Below are 23,147 nucleotides of genomic sequence, written 5' to 3'. Positions count from 1 at the left end.
GTCGTGGTCACGGTCGTGGTCGTGGGCGCGGCGACGAGCAGGGACGTCGCTGCCTCGGCCGCCTGGGGCGCGGCGTCAGGGCGATCGCGATGGTGAGCAGGGTGCGGCGGGCGTCGTGGGAGGCTCGGTTGCCCGCCGTGAAGTTGCCGGCCACGCCCGCCAGTCCGTAGCCGCGGAGCAGGAGGCCGATCAGGTCGTCGTCGACGCCGGATACGTTGCGCAGGATGGGCCGGACGAAGGTGTACGCAACGAAGTGGCCGGTGATCAGCAGGAACGTGAGTGCCGGACGGGCGCGTATGCCCCTGTTGTCGCGGCCGAGCCGGGCCAGGTCGCGGAACGTCATCGGCCGGGCGGACGGTGTGCTCGGCAGCGGAGGCAGCAGGGCCACCAGAACCAGGGCTCGGGGTCGAGGCGAGTGTCGAAGTGAGTGATGGGGCGAGTGTGGGGCCGGGAGTCGGGGGCGAGGTGCTGCATATTCGCGATGTTCTATATCCAGAATCTGCCTCGTGTGTTGCCCCTCCCGAGGGTGGGGTGCGGGTGGCGCTCTCCTCCGAAGCCGGTGGTGCGGTTGAGGTGGTCGGGTGGGCCGTGGTTTTTATTCTGGATGTGATTTATCAAGAATGCAAGCTCTCGACGCTCCACCCCCGCCGCAACCGCCCTGCCCGCAGCCCGGTTTCGCCGGGTCGGTCAGCCCTCCTCCACCGCCTGGCCCAACCGGGCCAGGCCCCGGCGCAGTTCGCGCGTCGCGCCCACCGGCACGATGGCGGCGCGGCCGGGGACGCGTACGCCGCCGGTGAGGGCCACCCGGGTGCTCCCGTGCTCGGGGACGGCCGCCATGCCGATGATCACGAACCTGCTCTGCAGCCAGCACCACCCCGGGCGCAGCACGCCGTCGAAGCGGGCCCGCATCCCGTACCGGCTGCGTGCGTGCGCCTCTATGCGATCGCCGTCGCGTCGCAGTACCCGAACATGGCGCATGTCCGGCTGGAATCGGCCGAAGCCGTGTTCCAGATCCCCCATCACCGCCCAGACGTCGGCGAACGGCGCGTCGACGATCCCTTCGACGATGCGCGCGCCGGGGATCCCGGCGATCAGCACCCGGAGTCGGCCCACCGCGTCGATCGGCCCGGCGTCGATGTCGGTGGTGGCGTCGGCGTTGGTGTCGGCGTTGGTGTCGGGGGGTTCGATGTTGTCGGGTTCGGGTGGCTTGCTCATGCCGTCCACATCCTTCGGAATCCCGCCCGGGCGCGGTGCAGCCGGGACTTGACGGTGCCTTCGGGGACGCCGAGCAGGTCGGCGGCGGTCTGTTCGTCCAGGCCCTCGATGTCGCGCAGGACCAGTACGGCGCGGTGTTCGGGGGAGAGTCGGGCAAGTACGTCGTCGATGTCGGCGGCGAGTTGTGGGTCGCCGGGTGCGGGCGGGTCGGCCCACTCGGTGGGGACGTCGCGGATCGCCCGCCGCGCGATCCGCACCGCCTCGCGCGCCGCGATTGCCCGGACCCAGCCGTACAGCGCCTCGGGTTCGTCGAGGGTGCGCAGGGCGCGGAAGACCACGACGAGGGTTTCCTGGACCGCGTCCTGCCGGGCGTCCAGGGCGATCGGACCGCAGATGGTGGTGACGTAGGGGATCAGGTGGTCGAGCAGATCGCTCATCGCGAGGGTGTCGCCGCGGCGGGCGGCGCGGGCAAGGGCGACGCCGCGCGCACGGCGCTCGACGGCTCGGTCCTCGGTTCCACGCTTGGGCACGGTGGTGATCATCTCCCGGCGGCCCGCGTTCGGAGCAGCCGACTGGGCCGCCGGACGATGCCGTCCAGTGCGACGCGCGCGGCGGCGTATCCGAAGCCCACGCACACCGGGGTGTAGACGGCGAGGTTGAGCCGGTAGAACGTGCTGCCCGGATCGGCCCCGACGCCGAGGGCCCAGAGCACGCCCGCCCCGGCCCGCACGGTGAGCCCGGTGGCCACGGCCGCGCTCACGAGTGCGGCGAGCCTGCCGCCGCGGCCCCGGCTGTGCGCGTATATGCCGGCGGCGGCGGTGGTGAGCAGTGTGCACAGCGGGAGCAGGACGCGTGGGGTGAACGGGACGTCGGCGTTGAGCAGTCCCTGCGACAGAGCCTCGGTGCTGCCGGCCGGCCAGGTCGCGCCGGTCGCCCAGAACGCGTGGACGAGCGCGTCGCCGGCCAGCAGCGCGGCAACGGCGGTGCCCTTGCGCCGGCGTGCGGCGGCGGCCGAGGCGGCTGCGGCCACATCCAGGGCTGTGGTCACATCCAGAGCTGCGGCCATGTTGGTGGCGGTTCTCGTGCTGCCTGCGGCTTCGGCGGCGTTGTGCATGGCGCGATCCCCTTCCCGGGCCGACGAGTTGTCGGCCGATCGCCAGGAAGAGGACGCCCACGCGGGAAAGGTTCCATGTGACGGCAGACACATCCGGCTCCGCGACCCGGGCCCGAAACGCGACGACCGATTGCCGCCGGCACCGCCCCGCGCCGGACTTCACGATGGACCCGTGACCACCGAGAACACACACCCCGCGCCCCGGCCCACCGACGACGCCGACACCCTCGCCGTCCTCCAGCGGTTCTTCGCCGCGGAGGCCGCGTACGTCGCCGCCGGCGGCCGGGGCAAGGCGAGCTTCGCCGACCTCGCCGCGTGCCTCGACCCGGACGTCGTCATGTACCAGTCGCCCGGACTCCCTTACGGCGGCCCCCGCTACGGCCCGGAGGGCATCGAGGACTTCATGGCCGCGATGGGCGAGGCCTGGCGGGACATGGAATTCCTCGAACAACGTTTCGCCATCGACGGCGAGCGGGCCGCCATCCTCAATCACGGCCTGCTCACCGCCCGAGCCACCGGCCGCGTCCTCGACACGTGGGTGATGCAGATGATCACCATCCGGGACGGCCTGATCACCGAGATCCGGCCGTTCTACTGGGACACCAAGGCGGTCGACGAGGCCCTGATCCCGTAGATTTCCCGCGCACCGGCGCGAGGGGGTCCGGTAGCTTGCCGCCTATGGGGACGACAGGCGATGGATGGCGGCGCGGCCCGGGGCGGGATCGGGGCACCGGCGCGCACGGGTTCCGTTAGGTACGCCAGGTAGAGGACCTGGCGGTGTATCGACGGAGTTCCCATGTCCCGCACCGCACATCACCCGATTCCGCGTCGCCTCGAAGAGGCGGGCGAATCGGCTTTTTCCGGAGGGCCTTGGCGATCCGTCCGGAGCTTCGACCTGCGCTACAGCGCCCGAGTCCTGGCGGAAGCGGCGCGCGAGGGACGTCGTCCGCGTCCGCGGCGGATCGTCCGGCGGGTCGATGTGTACGCCTGGGGGCGGTACCTCGCGTCCGATGGGGAAATCGGCGCGGCGGCCGCTCTGGCCGAGGGGCGGGAGCGGATGCGACTGCGGGCGGGGGTCGTTCTGGTGCGGGCGGCGGTCAATGGCTCGGCTGCCGGTGGCCTCGACGTGACGGCGGCGGAATCGGTGGACATTCCGCCTGCGCGGCATCGGCGGGACGGGCTCTATCACGTCTGATGCGGGATCGTGCGCCCCGGGTCGTCTTGGCGTTCGTGCGCCCCGGGTCGTCTTGGCGCTCGTGTGGGACGAACTGCCCCGGAGTCTGCGTGAGTCGGTGTGCGGGGTGGTGGCCGGTGGCCCCCGGTGATGGCGCGAGCTTCGAGTGGCACGCTCGCCACGGGGGTTGCGGCGGCGCCGAGGGCTGCCGTAACGCCCCGTGGTGTCCGCGTGCGTGGTCAGGCGACCTCCGCCGCCTGCTCGTCGGTGTCCGTCGCCGGTGCGGGGAAGCGGTTGCGGAAGGTGAAGGCGTACGGGGTGGGGCCGTGTTCGCGCAGGTGGTCCAGGCGCGCTTTGCCCTCGGCGACGGTCGGGATGGTCCCCGCCGGGAGCCACCACACCACCTGGGTGATCTCGGCGAGGTGGTGGAACCAGTCCTGGCGCCGGCGCAGGTATTCCAGGTGACCGCTGCGGTAGACGAACTCCCAAAGCAGTTCCGGGGTTTCCCATACCGACATGGTCACGATGGAGTCGGGGTCGTAGGGGCGGATGTCGGTGGACGAGGGCACTCCCTCGTCCTCGCCCGTCAGGCGCCAGACGAAGCCGGGTGCGCCGTCGGCGAGTTCGTTGACCGGGTCGAGACCGGCGACGAAGTCGACCATGGTGGGCGTGTCCAGGGGAGCGAGCATTCGCGCGACGTTGAACTGGGCGATGTGGTGTGTCGTCGGCATGGCATCACCTCACCAGGTCGCCGAGAATATGTCAACGAGAATTGTTTTTAGAGATCGAGGGCTGCGAGGAAGTACGTCCCCGCGCCGCGGGTCGAGGTGCGTGCAGGTTGTGCGCGGGAGCGGTACGAGGATTCGGGCATGGGTGGCACCGCACCGGTCGGGCAGCGGACTTCCCGGCGTGGTTCGGGCGGCGACCCGGATCACTCCGTCGCCGCCACCGCTGCCGCTTCGGCGATGGCCGCCCCTACGGGGCGTGTTCGACCACCACGCAGCAGCGGCCCGGTACCGAGTCCAGGCGGGCCCGATGGCCGGGTGCGTCGACGCCGTCGAGCAGGCCCTCGAGCAGGGCCAGGTTCATTCCGCACACCAGTGGCGGGAAGTCCTCGGCCAGTTGGTGGAACGGGCAGTTCCGCAGCAGGATGCGGGACGCCTCCGGGACCGGCTCGTAGCCGCGCGCCGTCAGGGCCGCCAGTACCCGAGCATGCTCGTCGGCCTCCCCCGTTGCGGGCGGCCCACCCCCGAGGGCCCGGCCGGCCACCCGCCCGGCGTCGTACGCGGCCGCGTGTACCGCCCGGTCGGCGCCGGCCCGCTCGATCGCGTCCGCCAGGATCTGGCCGGCCGTGTCGTAGGCGCGCGGGGGCAGCGTCACGCTCGTCTCGACCGGGTTGCGGCGGTACAACTTCGCCGGCCGCCCCGCGCCGGGGCCGCCCTTGCCGGCGGGCCGGGCGTACTCCATGGTGAGCAGGTTCGCCTCGACCAGCTTGTCGAGGTGGAAGGCCGCGAGCGTGCGCTGGATGCCGACCGCGTCCGCCGCGGCCGCCCGGCCGACGGGGCCCTCGGCCGCGACGACGTGGCGATACAACGCCCGGCGCACCGGATCGACGAGCACCCCGACCGCGTCGAGCGCGTCGTCACCGGGCGGGGGAGAGGAGAGGTCGGACACAACCGGAGTGTAGGCGAGCGCGCCCGAACCCGACCCGTCCCGGGTGGTCCGGCCCGATACTCGGCACCCTTCGAGGCCCGACTGCGCACGGCGCCCGTCCGGCGCGCCCCCGGGCGGCGGCGAATCCGGACGCGTCACCGGACCCACCGAGCGACTCGGCCCGAAACGGCCGGCGGGGTCGGGACGGACACATCGGCACGGCAAGCACGGACCCGACGCCCTCGCGCCGGCCCGCCCGGCACCACCGCCGGCCACGACCGCCCGAAGGCCCGCCCCTCCCGAGCCCATCGGCGCGAGATCAGGATTCGGCCGCCGCCGACATGTCCTCGGCCGCCCGGGTGAAGGCCCGGGCGAGGGGGGAGAGGGCGGCGGTGCGGTGGATCAGGGCCCAGGACAACATGGGCGAGTCGTGGATGGGGACGTACGCGATGTCGCCGCGAGGGAAGTACTTGACCGCGTGCAGCGGCACCGGCGAGATGGCCAGGCCCGCCGCGATCGTGGTCAGCGTCTCGTGCGCCGTCGAGCTGACCGGGCCGCGCGGGATCGGCTTGCCGCTCGGTGTCTGCGCCGGGTTGATCGCCTCGGCCCAGTAGGCCGGTACCGAGTCGTCGAAGCCGAACACCGGCCCCACCGCCAGGTCTTCGAGCGACACGGACTCGCGCCTCGCGAACTCGTGCCGGGCGGACACCGCGAGCACCAGCGGCTCGGTCAGCACGATCGGACCCACCGTCAGATCGGGCTCCTCCACCGGCAGCCACACCAGTTGCAGGTCGACCTCGCCGGCCCGCAACAGCCCGAACGGATTCCCGATGTGCGCCTCGCGGATCCGCACCTCGCAGTCGGGGTGCCGGGTCCGGAACGCCTCCAGGATCTCCGGGATCTCCGCCAGCGTGGCATCCATCGTGCCCAGGCGCAGCGTCCCGGTCAGGCCGCGTGCCGAGGCGGCGGCGCGTTCGATCCCGTCCTGGATGCGCTGATAGCCCGCCGCCAGGTCCTCGCGCAGTTGGTCCCCGATCGGGGTCAGTGCCACACGTCTGCTGGTCCGCTCGAACAGCGGTGCGCCGATCCGGCGTTCCTGCTGCTTGATCGCCTGGCTGACCCGCGCCGAGGAGATCAGCAAACGATCAGCGGTGCGGCCGAAGTGCAACTCCTCGGCCAGCACGAGGAAGATCTCGATGTCCCGCAGCTCCATACGCCCCCGCCGTTCGTTGCCATATCGTCGTGCCGTATCGCCGTGCCTCGCTCGCGGCCGTGCCGCCGTGCCCCGTCGTCGAGCCGAGTCGAGTCGAGTCGAGCGCCGACCGATCCGCCGCAATGCCCCGCAACGCCCCGCATCGTTAACCCGAGGGTTAACGCTCATTGCCGGCATCGCCGTTGTTCCGACCCTCGCCTCGGCACGATCGTAGACACACGCCGGTCCGCCCGGTCGACTCCACCCGACTCGGCCGGCGACGACCCGCGCCACGTACGACGGCTCGACGGAATCGGGGAGTGCCATGTCCAAAACCGCCATCGTCACCGGGGGGACCGGGCGACTCGGACCGGCCGTGCTGCGCGGGTTGTGCCGCCGACTCGCCGCCGACGACGTCGTCTACCTCACCGCGCGCGACCCCGAACGCGGACAAGCCGCCGTCGACCGTCTGCGCCGCGAGGGGTTCGCGCCGCGCCTGGCCGCGCTCGACCTGTGCGATCCGGCCGGCGCCGAGGCGTTGGCCGACACCGTCGCCGCGCGGCACGGCGGCGTGGACATCCTGATCGGCGGCGCCGGCGCCCGGATCGATCTCGCGGCCCGCAACCAGGACCAGGTCGGGGCGTACGTCGACACCAACAACCACGGCACCCGCCGGCTGATCGAGGCGTTCGCGCCGCGACTGCGTGACGGGGCCCGGTTCGTGTGCGTGGTCGGCGATCTCGGCGGCCTGCGGCACCTGCCCCATCGGCTGCGCGCGCGCTTCGACGTGGACCGGGTGAGCCTGGCCGACCTGTCGCGGGTGATGGATGACTACGTACGGGCCGTCCAGGACGGGCGGTCGGCGGCGGAGGGGTGGCCGGCGTGGATCGGTGTCCCGTCCGCGATCGGCACGGTGGCCGCGGTGAAGGTGCTGGCCCGGGAGCTGGCCCAGGACCCGGCGCGGCGCGACATCGTGGTCAACGTCGCGTGCGTGGGCCGCCCGGATCCGGCCGCGCCGGGGGACGCGGCCGCGCGGGAGGAGGCGCTCGACCGGGCCGCCGCCGACGTGGTGTGGCTGGCCACACTTCCGGCCGGCACCCGTACGCCGCACGCCGAACTGGTCCGCGAGCGCACGGCGTTGCCCTTCCGGGCCTGACCGTGCGGCGTACCGAGCGCCGGGTGTCGGGGGTGGCGGACGCCACCGGATCCGACGGAGCTATCACCCACTGGCATCATCCGCGTTCGTCGTCACCGGGGACACACTCGCCCTGACCGGAATTCCCCCGGCGAGTCCCCGGCGTCCCACCGGTGACCGCCGATTCCCGGCATGAATGGAGTCCCCCAGATGAATCGACCGAATCGATCGACTCTCCCGAGCGACCCGAGTCACCCGAGTGCCCCGAGCCACCCGCGCCGTGCCGGCCGCCGCAGGACGGTGTTCTCGGCCGCGCTCGGTCTCGGCCTGGCCGCCGTGCTGACCGCGGTGCCGACGTCCGCCTCCGCCTCCGCCTCCCCGTCCGCGTCCCACCACCCGGTGCCGAGCCACCACACCGCCTCGGCCTATGCGGGCTCGGCCGCCGATCAGGCCGGCAACAAGGCGTTCTTCGACGCGGTGATGAGGTCGGTCAGGGCCAAGCAGGCCGCCAACCCGGGTCTGCTGAGCGTCACCATCACCTACGACGCGAGCCAGGCGCCGTCGTTCGCGTCCGAGATAGCGCAGAGCGCGCAGATCTGGAACAACGCGGTCGGTAACGTGCAGTTGAGCGAGGGCGGGGGCGGCGGTGCCGACTTCGCCTACTACGAGGGCAGCGACCCGCAGGGCTCCTACGCCGACACCGACGGCCACGGGCACGGGTACATCTTCCTCGACTACCAGCAGAACCAGGAGTACTACTCGGTCCGCGTCGCCGCGCACGAGACCGGCCACGTGCTCGGCCTGCCGGACAACTACTCCGGTCCGTGCAGCGAACTGATGTCCGGCGGCGGGCCCGGCCCGTCCTGCACGAACACGCAGCCGGACGCGCAGGAGCGCAGCGACGTCGAATACCTGTGGGAGAACGGCCTGGCGGCGAACTCCTCCGTGTTCAAGAGGGTCCACTGACCGTTCGCGGGATCGTCCGACCGACAGCCGACGCTGATCCAGCCCGTCACCCCGTCACCCCGTAACCCCGGCTCCGACCCCGAGCTTCGCTCCCGACCTCGGCCTCGACGACCCACCGATGGGTCGTGGCGACCGAGGTCGGCTCGCGTTCGGCCCCGCGCCCGCACCCCCTCGCACGTCCCGGCGCGGGGAAGTGCGCCGGGACGTACGGGGTCGTGCGGGCGCTGCCGCGGACCCGGCGTGGCCGGTGGGCCGCCCGGAGACGCCGCGCCGGTCTCCGGGCGACCCACGTCGCGAGTCGAGTCGGTCGCGGGTCAGCCGCTGACGCTCTCCCGACCGTTCTCGATGTGACCGGCCAGACGTCGGACGAAGCCGTCGGCGCCCTCGATGGTCACCGTGACGTCGTACCAGCCGTCGGCCGAGCCCGTCGACCAGTGCACCGTACGGTCGCGGCCGGGCTTGAGGGTGATCGTACGCTCGCGGTCGGAGCAGCCCTGCCCGTAGGCGTTGGGGGTGAGCTTGAAGGTCACCGACTGCTTGCCGTGGTTGACCAGTTCGAGGTCGAGCATGCGCCCGGTGGACCGCACCCGCGAGGTGACCTCGGCGCCGGCCCCGGGCGCGGTCGGCGCGCTCGCCCCGGCGAACTCGCGGCGGAAGCCGTTCGGGCCGATCAGCGTCAGGTCGTAGCGCTCGCCCTTGAGCGCGATCGTGTCCGAGCGCCGGCCGCGCACGTCGTAGTGCTTCGGCTTGGCCAGGTCCCCGGAGTACGGGAACAGTTGCAGGTGCACGCTGGACTGCCCGCCGTTGGCGAGGTCGAGCGTCAGCGTGCGCTTGGAGGCGTCCAGCCGCGCGGAGGCGTCGGGCTGGTACGGCAGCGGCCTGGCCGGGCGGCGACCGCGCTCCGGCTCGGGCAGCTTCTGGTTCGCCGGCGGCGCGGGCCGCCAGCGCGAGGTGAACACGGGGGCCGGCGCCGGGCGCGGCGGCACCTGCGAGCGGCGGGCCCGGTCGAAGTCGAACACGCCGGTCAGGTCGCCGGATACGGTCCGCCGCCAGGCGCTGATGTCGGGGGCGCGTACGCCGGTCCAGGTCTCCAGGAACCGGGTCACCGAGGTGTGGTCGAAGATCTCGGACGAGACGTAGCCGCCGACCGTCCACGGCGACACGATCATCATCGGCACGCGGGCGCCGAAGCCGATCGGCAGCCCGTTGTAGTACTCGTCGGTGACCTCCGCCGGCGGGCAGGGCGCCGGCACGTGGTCGAAGAAGCCGTCGTTCTCGTCGAACGTGAGCAGCACGACGGTCGAGTCCCAGATCTCCCGGTTGGACGCGATCGCGTCGAGCACCTGGTAGGTGAGCGTGGCGCTGGCGGCGGGCGAGGAGTCGCCGGGGTGCTCGGAGTCGACCGAGGAGGGCACCAGGTACGACACCTCGGGCAGGGCGCCGGCCGCGATGTCGGCGCGCAGCGAGTCGGCGAGCGAGTGCGGCCGGCCGCGGCGCAGGCCGCGCTCGTACAGGACCCGCTCGGCGGGCGACAGCGTGGCGACGCCTTGTTCCAGCTTGGCCAGCATGGCGTCCTGCTCGGCGGCGGGTACGCCGGCGAGCTTGCCGTAGAACGAGTCCAGGCTCTTGAAGTCGCCGGCGGCGGCGAGCGCCTTGCGGGCGACCTGCTTGAACGAGACGTAGAACTCCAGGTTGTTGTCCTGGTAGTTGTCCCACTCCTGGTAGACCTTCCAGGACCGGCCCGCGCGCTGCAGTTCCTCGGCGTAGGTGGTCCAGGAGTAGCCCGCGTGGGTGTCCTCGGAGTACGCGGCGTTGTCGATCGCCCGCCGGGTGGTGCTGCCCGGTTCGTAGCCGGTGTAGCCGCTGACCAGGTAGTTGCGGTTGGGCGAGGTCGACGAGGGCAGCGCGCAGTGGTACGCGTCGCAGATCGTGAAGGTGTCCGCCAGCTCGTAGTGGAACGGCAGGTCGGCGCGGTCGTAGAAGGCCATCGTGGCGGGCGACTTGGCGCCGATCCAGCCGTCGTTCCAGCCGTCGTTCCAGGCCCTGTGGCCGCCGTCCCAGCTGTGGTCGAGCGCGCCGATGTACTGGAGGTCCTTCGACGCGTCCTGGGCGGCCTTGCGCACCGGGAAGGGCAGGACGTGGCCGGCGGTGCCGCCGGGCTGCTCGAACACGCTGCCGCCGTCGCGCAGGCGGATCGCGTTGCGGTCGCCGAAGCCCCGCACGCCGCGCAACGTGCCGTAGTAGTGGTCGAAGGAGCGGTTTTCCTGGACCAGCACGACCACGTGCTTGATCGCCTTCAACCCGCCGCGCGGGGGCGGGGAGGCGAGGGCCTGCTGGACGGACGGCGGCAGGAGGGAGCCGGCGACGGCAAGACCCGCGCCGCCCGCGCCGAGCTGGAACAGGCGGCGGCGGGATACGCCGGAGGGAGGCTGGGGGGAGGCCGACACGAAATGCCCTTTCGAGGACGCGGAGAGCCGGACGCTCGCGCCTGTCGACGGGGGTCGGCGGTGCGGGCCCGGCGGGAGGGGCGGACGTACGCAGTTCATCGCTCCGCGCCCTACCGGGGAGCGGATCGCGGGTGACGGGCAGGCGAACATCGGCCGGCCTGAAGGCCGGTGACGTGCTTGGTAGCGGCCGGCCGTTACACCCGGAGGGCCTGCCCTGGCGCGGTTCGGCAGCATGCGGCGTACACCGGCCCGCTCGGACGCGGCGGGGGGGCGTGGTGGTGCGCGGGCGGGCGGGGATACCTGGGGCGTTGGCCGGCGGCTCGGGAGTGCCTGTGGCGGGGCCGCCGGGGCGTCGGGCCGGGGTGTGGTGGTGCGGACGGCGGAGCGGGCCGTGTCGGGCGTGGTGGTCGATGGGCTTACCGACATCCGGGCGGGGGTGGCGGTGCGCGAGCGGGCGGGGATGCCCGGGGGCGTCGGCCGGTGGCTCGGCAGTGCCCGCGGCGTGGGCGCCGGGGCGTCGGGCCGGGGCATGGTGATGCGGGATACGCCGGTCCGGGGTGTGGTGGTGCGGACGGCGGCGCGGGCCGTGTTGAGCGTGGTGGTCGATGGGCTCACCGCCGTCCGGGCCCGGGTGATTCCGGGCGAGCCGGGTCGGGCTTGCGCGGCTTACCCGGACCCCGGCCCGGACGTGGAACGGGCGGTGGTCGCGTGTGTGATGCGGGTCGGCGTGCTCAGGTCGTCGGGTCGGCCGGGGGCGTGGGCTGTTCCTGCGGCGCGGACTCCGCCTCCGCCGCTGCGGCGGCTGCCGCCTTCGCCGCCGCCTGGAGGGTCTGTACCGGGGTGTTCGTGCGCAGGGCCTCGACGAAGATCAGCTGATCCGGGCCGAGTTGGGCGTGCAGCGTGCCCTCCTCGACGTGGGCCTCGGTCAGCCAGCCCTCGGCCACCAGCACCTCGGCCGCCGCCACCGCCTCCTCCGGGGTACTCGCGGTGAGGCCGGCGAGGAAGTCGAGGTCGGCCCGGGCCGCACCGTGCGCGTCGCAGTGCGAGGTGATGCCGAGTGCGGCCAGCCGTACCCGCGCCGGTTGTTTGCGGAGCTTCTTGTGCGCGATCAGCCGGGCCACCCAGCCCGACGAGCGGGTCCGGGGCAGCTTGCCCAGGGTGAAACCCTCCGCGCCGGGGACGCCGCAACCGACCGGGTCCTCCTCGGTGGCCAGCAGGTCCTCGACGTCGACGCTGAGCCAGCCGGACGCGGTCAACTCGCCGACCGCCGACTCCGCCTCCTTGCCGCACACGCCGCGCAGATCGGGACCGGTCAGGTTGGCGACGCCGGTGCCCACCCCGCGCAACAGGCAGACCAGCGCGAGCAGTCGGGCCACGGGCGAGGTGCCGGGGGCGGTGCGGCCGATGTACGTCAGCGCGCCGCGCACCGGCTCGCCCAGTCCGCTCACCGCCCAGTGCCCACCGGGCTCCGCGCCGGGGCGGGCGCTCTCCCACGGGATGCCCCGCTGCTGGGCCAACTGCTGCAACGTCGTCTCGTGCGCCCGGCGGGCCCGCTCCGCCTCGGCCCGGACCAGCCCCGTGCCCAGCGGATACGGCACCTCGGCCCACACCGCGAGCGCGGCGGCCTTGCGCTTGGTCAACTCGGCGACCACGGTCAGATCGGCCACCCCGGAGGCCTGATGCGCCCGGAAACCCTCGACGATCGAGGTCAGTTCGGCGAGCAGCGCGTCCGGCAGCCCCGGCGGCACGGTCAACACGCCGAAACGCCGCAGCCCGGTCTGCTCGCCGTCCCTGGCGCCCTTCTGCTCACGCGGCCGGCGGGCCTCCTTCGACAGCCGAGGCTCCGGCACGGGCCGCGCGCCGCGGGCCTGTTCCGGCACGGCTCCGGGCCCGACCGGCTCGCGCAGCTCCGGCATGGTCGGCGACATCGGGCGCGGCAGCACCGGTTTGGCGGCGCCCTCCGTCGTGCTCCGGCCGGCCACGGACACCTCGATCGGCCCGTCGAGCCCGACCGAGGCCAACGGCGGGGACAGGGCGAGCAGACCGCTGTCGACCAGATCGCCGGCGATGCTCATCGCACTGCGCGAGCCGATCGTGCGCCCGTTGGGCCCGGCCAGTCCGGCCACCTCGCGGATGGTGACGGTCTGGCCGGCCGCGGCTGCCGCGGCGAACAGGGCGAACACCCGCAACTCCACCGGGGCCATACGATTCACATCCATCGAGCCGACCCTGGCGGCACGCGTCTTCAGAGGCATGCCCCCTTGTCTACCGCACCGAGCCCGGGCCCGAAGCCCCATTCGAGCCCAATACCCGAAAGGACTAACCGAACACCCCGCAAACAATCCGAGAACTCCGCGACCGCCCCCGCCCCGATTGCCACCCCGAACAGCCGGAACACCCGATTCGCCTGCCACGGCCGCCCGTTGACGGGTCGTCTTCGGTCGCCCCGGTTTTGCGGGCGCCGTCGGCGCCGTCGGCGCCGATGAGCGCGGCCACGATGCCCGCCTCGGTCGAGCCGTAATCGCGGACGGCCTACCGATCCTTCAGTTCGACGATGATCTCGTGATAGCGCTGCTCGCCGACGTTGACCGCGGTCTCCACCCCGCCGCGCCGCATCGGCACGACCACGCCGGGGACCACGTCGGCGGCGAAGTATTCGCGATACTCGCCCGCGCTGTCCGGCTCGGGCTCGACCGCGATGCGATCGCCCGCGATCTGGACCAGGTAGTAGTCGAGTTCGTGGCGGTGTACGTCGCTGCGGGCGCCGGGGGACAGTTCCAGCTCCCAGATCCGGACCCGGTCGTCCTCGAACAGGATCCGGGTGCCGATGCCGCCGAGTGTGCGTTCGGTGGCCGACTCGTGCGTGTCGGGCACGGTTTCCTCGCTCATTTGATCCGTCCTCGGGTCGATGGGGTTTCCCGCCGTGGGTGCGGGTTCCGGTGTCGCCGCGTGCCGCGTGCCGCGTGCCGCGTGCCGCGTGTCGCGAGTCGCGTGTTCAGCAGCCCGCGTCCGGGTCGATCGTGTTGCGCAGTTCTTCGCCCGTCAGATAGCGGCCGAGGTTGTCCCGGAACAAGCGGAACACCTCGGTGAAGTGTTCGAGGGCCGCGCTGGAGCAGTGCGCGGACAGGTACAGGTTCGGCGCCGTCCACAACGGATCGTCGGCCGGCAGCGGCTCGCGGGCGACCACGTCCAGCGCCGCGCCGCCGAGCCGGCCGCCGCGCAACGCCGCGATCAGGTCCGCTTCGACCACGAACGAACCCCGCCCGACGTTGCAGTAGAACGCGCCCTCGCGCATCGCGGCGAACGCGGCGGCGTTCATCGTGCCCACCGTGTCCGCCGTCTCCGGCGCCGCCGATACCACCGCGTCGCAGCCGGCCAACATCTCGTGCAGGTCGTCCGGGTGGTAGAGCCGATCCACATGCTCGGCGGGCAACTCCACCCGACGCCGCGTCGCGTGCACCCGCATCCCGAACGCCTGTGCTCGGCGGGCGATTTGGGTACCGATCCCGCCCACGCCGATCAGGCCGAGAGTGCGGCCCTGGAGGAGCCCGCCGAACGCCGGCCGCCACCGCCGGGCCCGCTGCGCCGCGTCCAAGTCGCGGTGGCGTTTGACGAAGGCGAGCAGCCGGGCGAGTACGAACTCCGCGATCGGCGCGCCGTTGACCCCGGCGGCGGTGGTCAGCCGGATGCGCTCGGTGGGCAGGCCCGCCGAGAGCAGTTGGCCGTTGCCCGCCGCGCAGCTCTGTACCCAGCGCAGGTTCGGCGCCAGCGCCGCCACGTCGAACGGCAGATCGGCAACCAGGGCGATCTCGACCCGGGCCAGGAGGGCCCGTTGCTCGGCGGACAACTCCGGGGCAAGCGACCGTAGTTCGGGTCGGCTCGCGGCGCCCGGTCGGCCACGGGCGGTGCGCAGGTTCTCGGGTTCGAGATAGCGGCAGTCCACGATCTCGATGCGCGGATCGAGCGCGCGCACGGCGTCCAGGTCGGCGGCGAGCGCGTGTGCGGGGCGGATGTCCCAGGCCGGGGGGTACATGATGCCGACCACGATGGGCGCCGAGGGGTTCAGGTCGGCCATGCGGAGGTTCCTTCCGGGGCGGCGTGCGGGCCCGATGTGCGTGTGGTGTCCTTCGATACGCCGAGGGTGTGCGTCGCGGCGTGCGTGTTCGCGAGTTGCCGGTCCGGCATGTGCGTGTCCCATCCGCAGCGCGGCGCGGATGCCCTCGGCGTGGTGTTGCCGGTATGGGCAGTACGTCGGGGTCGTCGCCATGAGGGTGTCCGGGCCGGCCACGGCGGTGGCGGTCACGTATGCGCCGAGCGCGATCATCGTCACCGCCGCCGGGTTTGCCGGTACTCGCGGCCGATTCCGAGGCGGGCACGGGCACCAGGCGGCCGACGGTGGGCGTTGCGCCCGGATCGCACCGGCTGGTGTCGAGTACGAGCAGACCGTCGTTGCGCAACCGCGCGTACACGCCGGCCGCGTGCGCGGGGTGCAGCACCCGGGCCGACCAGGCCGAGCCGATCGTCGGCGGACTCTGTACGGGGGCGTCGCCCAGGACGAGCGTGATGTCGGAGTTGCCGCCGCGCATCACGCCGCCGTACGCCCCGAAGTACAGCGCGTGCCGGGCCTCGACCACCGCCGCCGCGGCCGGCGGTGCGGTGGCGAGTTGGATGCCCCGGCCGCCGATCCCGGTCGGTGGAACCTCGCGTTGCATGCGGTGCCCCTTCGGGTCGGGGTGGCCGATGGAACAGTGACCGCAGGCATGAGAACGTTGTTCCGGATCGTAGGATGCGGCGTTTTGACAGACAAGAGCGTCGGGGATTTCGAAGATCTGTGGGCTCTGTGGGCCCCCCTCGGGGATCGAAGATGGGGTGCCGCCGATGGACGGGATCGAACCGGCGGTGGATTCCCGCGGGTTGGTGGCGGCGAAAGGCGGTCCGCCGTCCGCTGGAGGCGCGGTGGGCGGTGTACGCGCAGGAGGTGCGTCGGCTGGTCGACGCGACCTATCAGGTGGTCGAGCGCACCGGCAGCCTCGATCCCACGATGCGCGACATCCTGCGCGAGTCGGGGTTGTCGAACCAGGCGTCCTGTCGGCACTTCCGGTCCAAGGACGAACCGCTCGTCGCGCTGCTCGACGACGGGCGCCGGCGGATGGCCGCGTATCTGGACCACCGGATGTCGGCGGCCGACGACGTCGCGGGCAAGGTGGTGGCCTGGATCGAGGGCGTGCCGGCGCAGGCCGGCGATCCGGTGGCGGCGGCGCGTGCCCGTCCGTTCATGGCCCATCAGCACCGGTTGGCCGAGCTGTTCCCGGCCGAGCAACGGGAGTCGGTGGAGGCGATGATCCGGCCCCTGCGCGAGGCGCCGGCGGGGGCGAGGAGGCGGCGACGGTCGGCGACGTGGAGGCCGACACACTCGCGGTGTACCGGCTGACGCCGGCAACCCTGCACGACCACCTGCGCGCGGGCGCCCCGGTCGCACGGCAACACACGGTGCACACGGTGCGGTTCGCGCCGGCGGGGCTGGGACCGGGGGCAGGGTCGGGGCCGGAGTCGTTGTCGGAGTGACCGGTTGGAGGAAGGGGCCCGCTTCGTCGAACTTTCGGCGGCGCGCCCCCGGGATCGTGATCCGGCAGCCGCAACAGCAGCGCGACCCGGCCGGCAGGCGGATCACGCAACGACCAAACGCCCGCCGACGGCCCGCCGCCCGCAGGTCCGCGTACGCCCGCCCACCCTCGACCGGATGCCGCACGAGCATGCCCGCGACCGCCTCGCCCGCGAGACGCCCGCGCGGCCGAGCACGCGGCTCGGCATCGAGCAGAGCAATCAACCACGCTTACCACTCGCGGCGTTTCACCCCGAGCGGCAACGCCCCAGCGCCCCAACCAGACGCGCGGCGGCGACTAGCGCAACCAGAACCCACGGCAGCCACCACCACACCGACCCAGCAGCCCTCGCCTCGCGCGGACAGCCGAGCACGTCGTGGACCACCTCGCCAACCACGCGACCTCACACACATCGCGCCCTCACCATTGGAGCGGCCACAGGAAACGGCCGCCCCGATCGCCGCGCGGCGCAACGCTCGAACGCACGTACGGCTGGACTCACCGGAAGGTGCACCAGGCGGCGAACTCCGCCCTCGGGCGTGGCCTCCGCGCTTGGCGTAGTCCTCACCGCGAGAGCAGCGCCGGCCGGCCCGACGTCCGCCCTTCGGGCGGGTGAAGCGTCCCTGGCGGGGTGCACAAGCCCTCGAACTTCGACCTGGAAGTGGTCGGACGACACCCCGATGCCGCGCCGCCCGGCGGGACCACGAGCGTCCGTACCATCGTCGCCAATCGCGACCCGGACACCACCGCCTCCCGTCCACGGCCGTGGTCACCCTGCCCGACGCCCGCCCCGCCCCCGCCATCGTCGCGGTCCATCTTAAGAAAATCGCGACCGCGATCCCCCTCCCAGCGCACGAGTTCCCCCACCCGCACCGAGCAGCCGCTCTTTCGCTGCATGCACGTCTACCGTGTCGCGTCATGACAGTCCTGATCATCGGCGGTAGCGGGTTCCTGGGTACCGAATTGGTCCGTCAGGCGGCGGCATCGTCAGAACATGCGACGGCTGCAACCTTCTCCACCCGGCCCGGCAACACCCCAAAAGTGCCGTGGCACGCCCTTGACCTGCGAGATTCCGCCCGCATCGAAGCGCTCATGGCGGAGGTACAACCGCGCGTCGTCATCAACGCAACGAGCGGGGGACCCGATTGGCCAATCACGGCCGAGGGCCCGATCCGCTTGGCGATGGCCACGGCAAAATACGGCAGCCGCCTGGTCCACGTATCCAGTGACGCGGTGTTCTCCGGCGCCCGCGTGCACTACGACGAGTCCTGTCTCCCCGACCCGCTCACCCCCTACGGCGCGGCGAAAGCCGCGGCGGAGACGGGTATCCGTCTCGTGAACCCGAACGCCGTCATCGCCCGCACCTCGCTGATCATCGGAGACCGGCGGTCGGAACACGTACGCGCGGTGCACGACCTCGCAGCCGGCACTCGAACAGGCGTCCTGTTCACCGACGACATCCGCTGCCCGATCCACGTCACCGACCTGGCCGCCGCCCTCCTGGAACTCGCACACGGCAACCGCTCCGGCATCCACCACCTGGCCGGCCCCGAGGCGATTAGCCGCTACGAACTCGGCACCCTGATCGCCAAACGCGACAACCTCGACCCCACCCGCCTCGCCACAGGCCGCCGAGCCGCCACCACGCTCCCGGGCCCCCTCGACGTCCGCCTCAACAGCCAATCCACCCAAGCAACCCTTCAAACCCACCTACGAGGCGTCTACCAGTTCCTCACAACCCACCCGTAACCACCCCGCAAGCCCTCACACAAACCCCCACCAAGACAGCCAGGCAGCCAACCAACCGACCTCTTCCCGCCATCCCACCCTCGCGCCTCGTCGCACCCACACCAGTGCGTAGAGACTTCCGGGGTTCACATGGCGCAGCGCAGCCGTGTCTCAGCTCCCCCACCCACGGGGGAGCACCCTAGGATCAGGGCCAGTTCGGTTCACCCCCACCCGCGCGGGGACTTCCCGAGCGACGCCGGCCCGCTCCACAAGGTCGTCGGTTCACGCCCCCCACCTGCGTGGGGACTTCATAGACCCTGGTGGCCTCCCGGCCGGCCTCCCCGGCCCGCCCGCCGGTTCACCTCCACCCGTGCGGGGCCGGTGCCGGGCGACTCGAACTTCTACGCGTGGGTGGCGGGATCGTTCGGTTGCATCCCGCCGCTCGTTCGCCATTTCCTCCCCTGGTTCGCTGGGACTTGCGCGTGTTCGGTGGGGCGGACCGCTCCGGTGGGCGTGGAGTGGGCCCGTCGCCACCATGTGCCGTCCCTCTGCAGGTCGTCGAGAGCTTGAAGCCGTTGTTCGATGTGCTCGAAAAATTCGGCGGGAAGTCTGACGGCGTGGTCGAGGACGTAGTGGGACAGGCCCTCGGGCCACAGATAGGAGCCGTCGGACAGGTCCCGGGATCCGTTGGGCCGCGAGCACAGCCTGCACCTGGAGGCGCCCATCCACGACGCGGCAACCTGCCCGTGATCGAGGTAGTCCGCGACCCACGCCCGCTCGGACACGTCCCATTCCGTGTCGACGAGATCGGCGGGATCCGGCAACGAATCATCCTCCGGCGTCCCCCAGAACCCCAGCAACATGACCGAACCCGAAGGATGTTCCCGCAACACCGACATCCCCCAAGACTTCCACAACACGCACCGACGAACCGAAGACATCCCGCCTCCGCGGCGCCGACGCTCGCTGCTGCGGGCGCACGAGGCGATGAATCATCCCGCGCCGGCGGGACCGACGCCGAGACCTTCGGCACCACGACTGGTGCCTTCGGAACATCCCCGCGCTCGCGAGGCCGACTCGCCGCCGCCTTCCACCTGCACCCGCTCGCCGGGAACATCCCCGCGCTCGCGAGGCCGACACTGGACGAGCTGGGGTTTTACCAGCCGGGAACAGGGTTTTCACTCGGTTGCATCTTGCTACCCATGCGGCGCCTCCAGTGAGGCGATCTTCCGCGACACAACGGTAGTTCAGCCGCCGGCCGCGTCGGAGCTCCGACGGGCGACCGATCCGGGCCCACCGCAGATCACGACGATCGGCCCGACTCCGCCCTCGACGCCGGCGCAAGCATCCCGCGCCGCGAACCGAGTTCAACGACAACGCGGTTCGCACACACACCGTCTTCGAGGCGTTCCCTTCGACATGGACCCGCCGCTGAGGTGGATACGTGCACCCAGCGCCGGCCACCCACACCCCGCGCTCACGGGGCCACCTGCCGCACGAGCGCCGCGCGCCCATTCCCGCGTTCGCAGCCGCGACGCGTTGCGGTACGTGGCGGATACCTACGAAGCGGAGCCTCTCCACGTTCGCGGGGCCGACGTCGTCCGCGGCGGCGTTGAGGCATGGGCCGCAGGAACATCCCCACGCGCGGGTCCGACAAAGGATCTGGCTCGGGGGAGAGTACGAGCAGGGAGTAATCCCGTTATGGCGGTGTCGAGTTCGGTTCGGATTCGGAGGGGTCGGTCCGGACTGTTGGGCCTTCGGGTTTGTTCAGGCGGTGTGAAGGATTCGGAAGCGGTTGGGTTCGGCCGGGTTTCGATCGACGACCTGGGTCGGTGGCCATGCCCATTGCCACACGCTGATGCCGGGAGTGCGGGAGAACCGGATTTGGCCACGGGTGCCTTCGACCGCGACGCGCCGCCAGGACTCGGCGATGCGCGGCCGGTCGGTGCCGTGGGAGCGCAGCATGTCGGCGAGTACGGCGATCGTGTCGTAGCCCTCGAAGGCGACGAAGGACGGCGCCTTGCCCAGCTGTCGGCGGAGATCCGCCTCGACCCTCGCGCCGAGGTGGCTCAGGCGCTCGGGCAGGTAGCGCAGGAACGCGATCGATGCGCCGTCGTTGCCCAGTAGCGAGGCCCATTCGGCGAACTCCGGTTGCCCGGCCGGAGCGCCGATCACGACCTCGGCGAGGCGCTGGTCGCGGCGGACGGACTTGACGATCGACGCTGCCGGTTCCGGGTGGCCGACCAGAAGCAGGAGGGCTGTCGCGCGATGGTCGACGAGTGCTTCGCACACGTCCGTGGGGGTGAGCGCGCGCATGTCGAGTTCCATGACGGTGCCGCCGCGGGCAGTGAGGTGGTCCCGCAGGATGGCCGTCCCGGATGCCCAGTAGACACTCGGTTGGGCTGCCAGGGCGATTCGACTGTGGCCCGCCGCGAGGAGGAAGTCCGCGTAGACGCGCCAGCCGTGGGACTGCGCCGGGGCGAGCCGCGCGACCCATTCGGTCGGCCGATCGGTGAGCGCGTCGAGGACCGCCGACGAGCAGAGGAACGGCAGTTCGAGGGCATCGGCCCTGATGGCGGCGGCTCGGGCGACGACGCTGTGATACTCCCCGGCAACGGCGGCCACGCCCAGGGCGGCCAATTCGTCCATGGCCGCCGCGGCCGTTTGCGGATCGGCGGCGGTGTTTCGGATCGCGAGTTCGAGGGGCCTTCCGTTGATCCCGCCGTCGTCGTTGACGTCGCGAACGGCCAGTTCGAGCCCGGTGAGCAGGTGCTGCCCGGCCTCGACCCAGCCTGGCGGGCTCAGCGGGACGAGAGCGCCGATCCGGATGGGTGATCCGCCGGTCGGGCGACCGCCGTTGGTTGTGTCGGCCGGTTCCTGGATGGGCTCGAGACCGTCGGTCGCGTTCATGGACACGGGAGTGTAGGGGGAGCCGTGGAGCGGGGTTCTGCCGGCCGTACGTTGCTTGCGTGGGGGGCTGGCTGTGTGGATCAGGTCGAGCTGCGCGGTGTGGTTCGAGCAGGGCTGTCTGCCGTAGAAGGATCAGCCGCTTCTTTTGGTGTTGGGGTGGTGGGTGGCTCTTTGTTTCGGCGTCGGGTCAAGCCGGGCTCGGGAGGGCGGAGAGAAGGGCCGCGGCGGCGCTGTCGAACGGCGCGATGTCACCCGCTGCGCGACAGAGGATGTGGGCGCCTTCGAGTGTGACGATCATGAGGATGGCCAGGTCGGTTGCCTTGGATGGACTCATTCCGGCGTGGGTGAGTTTTTCGGTGAGCTCGCCGATCCAGCCGGCGAATCCTTCGGCCGCGACAGTGCGCAGGCTGCCCTGGTCGGCAATGGCCGCACCGCCGTCGATGGTGACGGCCGCGACTGCGCAGCCGCCGCCTTCGGCGGACGCCTGTACCACGGGGCGGACGTTGCCGAGGAACGCCTCCACGACTTCGCGTGGCGTGGTGGCCGGCAGTTCGTGCAGGTGACCGCGGACGTCCTCCGCGTTGCGGCGGGCGGCTTCAAGCGCGAGTTGCTGTTTGCCGCCCGGGAAATGGTGATAGATCGCCCCGCGCGCTGCCCCGCTCTCGGCCAGGACGTCGGTGAAGGACATCGCGGCCAAGCCGTGGCGCTGCAGCAGCGCGATCGCTGCGCCGATCATGCGGGACTTCGTGTCTGCGGCCATCGCGACCCCCTTGACTAGTACGCCCATCCTAGTGCATCTTCACTCACTAGTACGCACGTACTAGTCGTATGGGTGGGGCGGCTCCCCACAATTGGAGGTTCGTGATGGGCAGGACATTTCTCTACACCGAGATCCAGGCGGCAGTGCCGTTCGAGCAGTTCGACTGGCACTCGATCAACGCGGCGCTGAAGACCACGCCGGGCCTGATCCGCAAGACGTGGCTGTCCGGCATCGGTACGCACACGGTCGGAGGCTTCTACGAGTTCGACAGCGCCGAGAACGCCCTGGCCTTCGCTCAGGGCCCGTTCGCCGAAGAGGCCCGTCGAGCCGGAGCCGCGGCAACGACACGACTGTTCGACGGCGACGTCGTCGAAGACGCCAGTGTCGACATGCGCTCGCCGTATTACGCCTGACGCCGCAGGCAGGTCGCCGCCGAGTCGGCTTCGGACACTGCTTTGCTTCCGGTGCTGGGCGGCGGTGCCAACGGAGAGGCATCTCGATGGACATCACGCGGCACCCCGAGAACAGCGTGAGCTGGATCGACCTCGGTACCCCCGACCTGGAGACGACGGCGGCGTTCTATACCGCGCTGTTCGGTTGGCACGTCGCCCCACCGGACTCCGGCGGTTACAGGCTCTGCACACTGCGCGGACGTCTCGTCGCCGCCTTGGGGCCGGCCGAGGATGCCGGCGCGCCCTACTGGACGATCAACGTCACCGTGTCGGACATCCAAGCCGTCGCCACCCGCTTTGCGAACCTGGGTGCCCGAATCGTCGTGACACCCACGCCGGTCGGGACGCTCGGCTACGCCGCCGTCACGCTCGATACCGTCGGCGCACCAGTGTCACTGTGGCAGCCCGGCACTCATGACGGCATGCAACTGGCCCGCGAACCAGGCACTTTCGCGGGCATCAGCCTGCTCACCGACCACACCGCGCACGCCGCGGCCTTCTACCGACCGGCCCTGGACTGGAACTTCGACCCTGAGCACTCCGGGTTCCGGTTGCCGGACGACTCCATCGCCGCCACCGGGCCGCCGCCGGGGAAGGCAACGGCGCAGCGATCACTGTGGCTGGTCCGTTTCGCCGGCGACAGCCCTGTTGGCGGCGCGGAGCAGGCCCGACGGCTAGGTGCGACCGTGGTTCGCCGGGAGCCCGACGGAGATGTGGTCTTGCGCGATCCCACCGGCGCTTTGTTCGGCCTTGGAGGTCCTAACAAATGATGAGTGTGGTGTGACTATCTGCTTGTCG

Annotated in this window: 22 protein-coding genes and 1 pseudogene; 8 read left to right on the top strand and 15 right to left on the bottom strand. The window is 71.7% G+C overall.

Annotated elements, in window-relative coordinates; genetic code table 11:
- Window positions 1-7: 7 nt before the first annotated feature.
- The 4 genes from ACFXKZ_RS29060 to ACFXKZ_RS29045 form a co-directional block, all read right to left on the bottom strand.
- Window positions 8-388: a hypothetical protein gene (locus tag ACFXKZ_RS29060; protein WP_380004022.1), complete on the bottom strand. Its 381-nt coding sequence runs from the start codon at window positions 386-388 to the stop codon at window positions 8-10.
- Window positions 389-687: 299 nt separating this feature from the next.
- Window positions 688-1,215 carry a hypothetical protein gene (locus tag ACFXKZ_RS29055; RefSeq protein ID WP_380004021.1) on the bottom strand — a complete coding sequence of 176 codons (528 nt, stop codon included), beginning with the start codon at window positions 1,213-1,215 and terminating at the stop codon, window positions 688-690.
- Complete coding sequence (locus ACFXKZ_RS29050; protein WP_380004020.1) at window positions 1,212-1,745, bottom strand: RNA polymerase sigma factor; 534 nt, start codon at window positions 1,743-1,745, stop codon at window positions 1,212-1,214. Before ACFXKZ_RS29050 ends, ACFXKZ_RS29055 begins: the two co-directional genes overlap by 4 nt.
- 8 nt (window positions 1,746-1,753) lie before the next feature.
- A complete protein-coding gene (locus tag ACFXKZ_RS29045; RefSeq protein WP_380004019.1) occupies window positions 1,754-2,329 on the bottom strand; it encodes a DUF3995 domain-containing protein in 576 nt (191 codons plus the stop codon).
- Window positions 2,330-2,501: 172 nt separating this feature from the next.
- On the opposite strand from ACFXKZ_RS29045, the gene ACFXKZ_RS29040 reads away from it, so the two are divergent.
- The gene (locus tag ACFXKZ_RS29040; protein WP_380004018.1) at window positions 2,502-2,963 is read left to right on the top strand and encodes a nuclear transport factor 2 family protein; all 462 of its coding nucleotides are present in this window, start codon (window positions 2,502-2,504) and stop codon (window positions 2,961-2,963) included.
- Between the two features lie 162 nt (window positions 2,964-3,125).
- Window positions 3,126-3,524 (top strand): hypothetical protein, encoded by a 399-nt coding sequence (locus ACFXKZ_RS29035; RefSeq protein WP_380004017.1) that lies wholly within the window; start codon window positions 3,126-3,128, stop codon window positions 3,522-3,524.
- Window positions 3,525-3,742: 218 nt separating this feature from the next.
- On the opposite strand, the gene ACFXKZ_RS29030 is transcribed toward ACFXKZ_RS29035, so the two are convergent.
- From ACFXKZ_RS29030 to ACFXKZ_RS29020, 3 genes are all read right to left on the bottom strand, one after another.
- Window positions 3,743-4,234 carry a DUF3291 domain-containing protein gene (locus ACFXKZ_RS29030; protein WP_380004016.1) on the bottom strand — a complete coding sequence of 164 codons (492 nt, stop codon included), beginning with the start codon at window positions 4,232-4,234 and terminating at the stop codon, window positions 3,743-3,745.
- A gap of 244 nt (window positions 4,235-4,478) precedes the next feature.
- Complete coding sequence (locus ACFXKZ_RS29025) at window positions 4,479-5,177, bottom strand: helix-turn-helix transcriptional regulator (protein WP_380004014.1); 699 nt, start codon at window positions 5,175-5,177, stop codon at window positions 4,479-4,481.
- A gap of 298 nt (window positions 5,178-5,475) precedes the next feature.
- A complete protein-coding gene (locus tag ACFXKZ_RS29020; protein ID WP_380004013.1) occupies window positions 5,476-6,369 on the bottom strand; it encodes a LysR family transcriptional regulator in 894 nt (297 codons plus the stop codon).
- Between the two features lie 304 nt (window positions 6,370-6,673).
- Between ACFXKZ_RS29020 and ACFXKZ_RS29015 the strand changes: the two genes are divergently transcribed.
- Together ACFXKZ_RS29015 and snpA are read left to right on the top strand one after the other, a co-directional pair.
- Window positions 6,674-7,504 carry an SDR family NAD(P)-dependent oxidoreductase gene (locus tag ACFXKZ_RS29015; protein ID WP_380004012.1) on the top strand — a complete coding sequence of 277 codons (831 nt, stop codon included), beginning with the start codon at window positions 6,674-6,676 and terminating at the stop codon, window positions 7,502-7,504.
- 189 nt (window positions 7,505-7,693) lie between these two features.
- The gene (gene snpA, locus ACFXKZ_RS29010; RefSeq protein ID WP_380004011.1) at window positions 7,694-8,449 is read left to right on the top strand and encodes a snapalysin; all 756 of its coding nucleotides are present in this window, start codon (window positions 7,694-7,696) and stop codon (window positions 8,447-8,449) included.
- A 314-nt stretch (window positions 8,450-8,763) separates the two neighbouring features.
- On the opposite strand, the gene ACFXKZ_RS29005 is transcribed toward snpA, so the two are convergent.
- The 5 genes and pseudogenes from ACFXKZ_RS29005 to ACFXKZ_RS28985 form a co-directional block, all read right to left on the bottom strand.
- Window positions 8,764-10,896, bottom strand: coding sequence for a phosphocholine-specific phospholipase C (locus ACFXKZ_RS29005; protein WP_380004010.1), 2,133 nt, complete (start codon window positions 10,894-10,896; stop codon window positions 8,764-8,766).
- Between the two features lie 731 nt (window positions 10,897-11,627).
- A complete protein-coding gene (locus ACFXKZ_RS29000) occupies window positions 11,628-13,151 on the bottom strand; it encodes a hypothetical protein (RefSeq protein WP_380004009.1) in 1,524 nt (507 codons plus the stop codon).
- A 277-nt stretch (window positions 13,152-13,428) separates the two neighbouring features.
- Window positions 13,429-13,785: a hypothetical protein gene (locus ACFXKZ_RS28995; RefSeq protein ID WP_380004008.1), complete on the bottom strand. Its 357-nt coding sequence runs from the start codon at window positions 13,783-13,785 to the stop codon at window positions 13,429-13,431.
- A 106-nt stretch (window positions 13,786-13,891) separates the two neighbouring features.
- Window positions 13,892-14,971 carry a D-2-hydroxyacid dehydrogenase gene (locus ACFXKZ_RS28990; RefSeq protein WP_380004006.1) on the bottom strand — a complete coding sequence of 360 codons (1,080 nt, stop codon included), beginning with the start codon at window positions 14,969-14,971 and terminating at the stop codon, window positions 13,892-13,894.
- Window positions 14,972-15,254: 283 nt separating this feature from the next.
- Window positions 15,255-15,608 (bottom strand): annotated as a pseudogene (locus ACFXKZ_RS28985) (2-oxoacid:acceptor oxidoreductase family protein); the annotation flags it as partial.
- A 251-nt stretch (window positions 15,609-15,859) separates the two neighbouring features.
- Between ACFXKZ_RS28985 and ACFXKZ_RS28980 the strand changes: the two are divergent.
- A complete protein-coding gene (locus ACFXKZ_RS28980; RefSeq protein ID WP_380004004.1) occupies window positions 15,860-16,327 on the top strand; it encodes a hypothetical protein in 468 nt (155 codons plus the stop codon).
- A gap of 1,090 nt (window positions 16,328-17,417) precedes the next feature.
- Complete coding sequence (locus tag ACFXKZ_RS28975; RefSeq protein WP_380004391.1) at window positions 17,418-18,248, top strand: SDR family oxidoreductase; 831 nt, start codon at window positions 17,418-17,420, stop codon at window positions 18,246-18,248.
- Between the two features lie 380 nt (window positions 18,249-18,628).
- On the opposite strand, the gene ACFXKZ_RS28970 is transcribed toward ACFXKZ_RS28975, so the two are convergent.
- The 3 genes from ACFXKZ_RS28970 to ACFXKZ_RS28960 all read right to left on the bottom strand — a co-directional run bounded on the left by ACFXKZ_RS28970 (window position 18,629) and on the right by ACFXKZ_RS28960 (window position 21,897).
- Window positions 18,629-19,051: a hypothetical protein gene (locus tag ACFXKZ_RS28970; RefSeq protein ID WP_380004003.1), complete on the bottom strand. Its 423-nt coding sequence runs from the start codon at window positions 19,049-19,051 to the stop codon at window positions 18,629-18,631.
- Window positions 19,052-19,994: 943 nt separating this feature from the next.
- Complete coding sequence (locus tag ACFXKZ_RS28965; RefSeq protein WP_380004002.1) at window positions 19,995-21,137, bottom strand: ABC transporter substrate-binding protein; 1,143 nt, start codon at window positions 21,135-21,137, stop codon at window positions 19,995-19,997.
- Between the two features lie 187 nt (window positions 21,138-21,324).
- Complete coding sequence (locus ACFXKZ_RS28960; RefSeq protein WP_380004001.1) at window positions 21,325-21,897, bottom strand: TetR/AcrR family transcriptional regulator; 573 nt, start codon at window positions 21,895-21,897, stop codon at window positions 21,325-21,327.
- Window positions 21,898-22,001: 104 nt separating this feature from the next.
- Here ACFXKZ_RS28960 and ACFXKZ_RS28955 point away from each other — a divergent pair, with 104 nt between their 5' ends.
- The gene (locus ACFXKZ_RS28955) at window positions 22,002-22,310 is read left to right on the top strand and encodes a hypothetical protein (RefSeq protein ID WP_380004000.1); all 309 of its coding nucleotides are present in this window, start codon (window positions 22,002-22,004) and stop codon (window positions 22,308-22,310) included.
- An 86-nt stretch (window positions 22,311-22,396) separates the two neighbouring features.
- A complete protein-coding gene (locus ACFXKZ_RS28950) occupies window positions 22,397-23,119 on the top strand; it encodes a VOC family protein (RefSeq protein ID WP_380003999.1) in 723 nt (240 codons plus the stop codon).
- Window positions 23,120-23,147 lie beyond the last annotated feature (28 nt).

This window comes from Embleya sp. NPDC059237 (assembly GCF_042754105.1).
In the GTDB taxonomy this organism is placed as follows: Bacteria; Actinomycetota; Actinomycetes; order Streptomycetales; family Streptomycetaceae; genus Embleya.
This window is presented reverse-complemented; position numbering and strand designations above follow the sequence as displayed.

Bases quoted from the DNA above. Each gene is read 5' to 3' on its own strand.
- ACFXKZ_RS29055 (WP_380004021.1), bottom strand. From the start codon at position 1,215: ATGAGCAAGCCACCCGAACCCGACAACATCGAACCCCCCGACACCAAC.
- ACFXKZ_RS29045 (WP_380004019.1), bottom strand. From the start codon at position 2,329: ATGCACAACGCCGCCGAAGCCGCAGGCAGCACGAGAACCGCCACCAAC.
- ACFXKZ_RS29035 (WP_380004017.1), top strand. From the start codon at position 3,126: ATGTCCCGCACCGCACATCACCCGATTCCGCGTCGCCTCGAAGAGGCG.
- ACFXKZ_RS29030 (WP_380004016.1), bottom strand. From the start codon at position 4,234: ATGCCGACGACACACCACATCGCCCAGTTCAACGTCGCGCGAATGCTC.
- ACFXKZ_RS29020 (WP_380004013.1), bottom strand. From the start codon at position 6,369: ATGGAGCTGCGGGACATCGAGATCTTCCTCGTGCTGGCCGAGGAGTTG.
- ACFXKZ_RS29015 (WP_380004012.1), top strand. From the start codon at position 6,674: ATGTCCAAAACCGCCATCGTCACCGGGGGGACCGGGCGACTCGGACCG.
- snpA (WP_380004011.1), top strand. From the start codon at position 7,694: ATGAATCGACCGAATCGATCGACTCTCCCGAGCGACCCGAGTCACCCG.
- ACFXKZ_RS29000 (WP_380004009.1), bottom strand. From the start codon at position 13,151: ATGCCTCTGAAGACGCGTGCCGCCAGGGTCGGCTCGATGGATGTGAAT.
- ACFXKZ_RS28995 (WP_380004008.1), bottom strand. From the start codon at position 13,785: ATGAGCGAGGAAACCGTGCCCGACACGCACGAGTCGGCCACCGAACGC.
- ACFXKZ_RS28990 (WP_380004006.1), bottom strand. From the start codon at position 14,971: ATGGCCGACCTGAACCCCTCGGCGCCCATCGTGGTCGGCATCATGTAC.
- ACFXKZ_RS28975 (WP_380004391.1), top strand. From the start codon at position 17,418: ATGACAGTCCTGATCATCGGCGGTAGCGGGTTCCTGGGTACCGAATTG.
- ACFXKZ_RS28965 (WP_380004002.1), bottom strand. From the start codon at position 21,137: ATGAACGCGACCGACGGTCTCGAGCCCATCCAGGAACCGGCCGACACA.
- ACFXKZ_RS28960 (WP_380004001.1), bottom strand. From the start codon at position 21,897: ATGGCCGCAGACACGAAGTCCCGCATGATCGGCGCAGCGATCGCGCTG.
- ACFXKZ_RS28955 (WP_380004000.1), top strand. From the start codon at position 22,002: ATGGGCAGGACATTTCTCTACACCGAGATCCAGGCGGCAGTGCCGTTC.
- ACFXKZ_RS28950 (WP_380003999.1), top strand. From the start codon at position 22,397: ATGGACATCACGCGGCACCCCGAGAACAGCGTGAGCTGGATCGACCTC.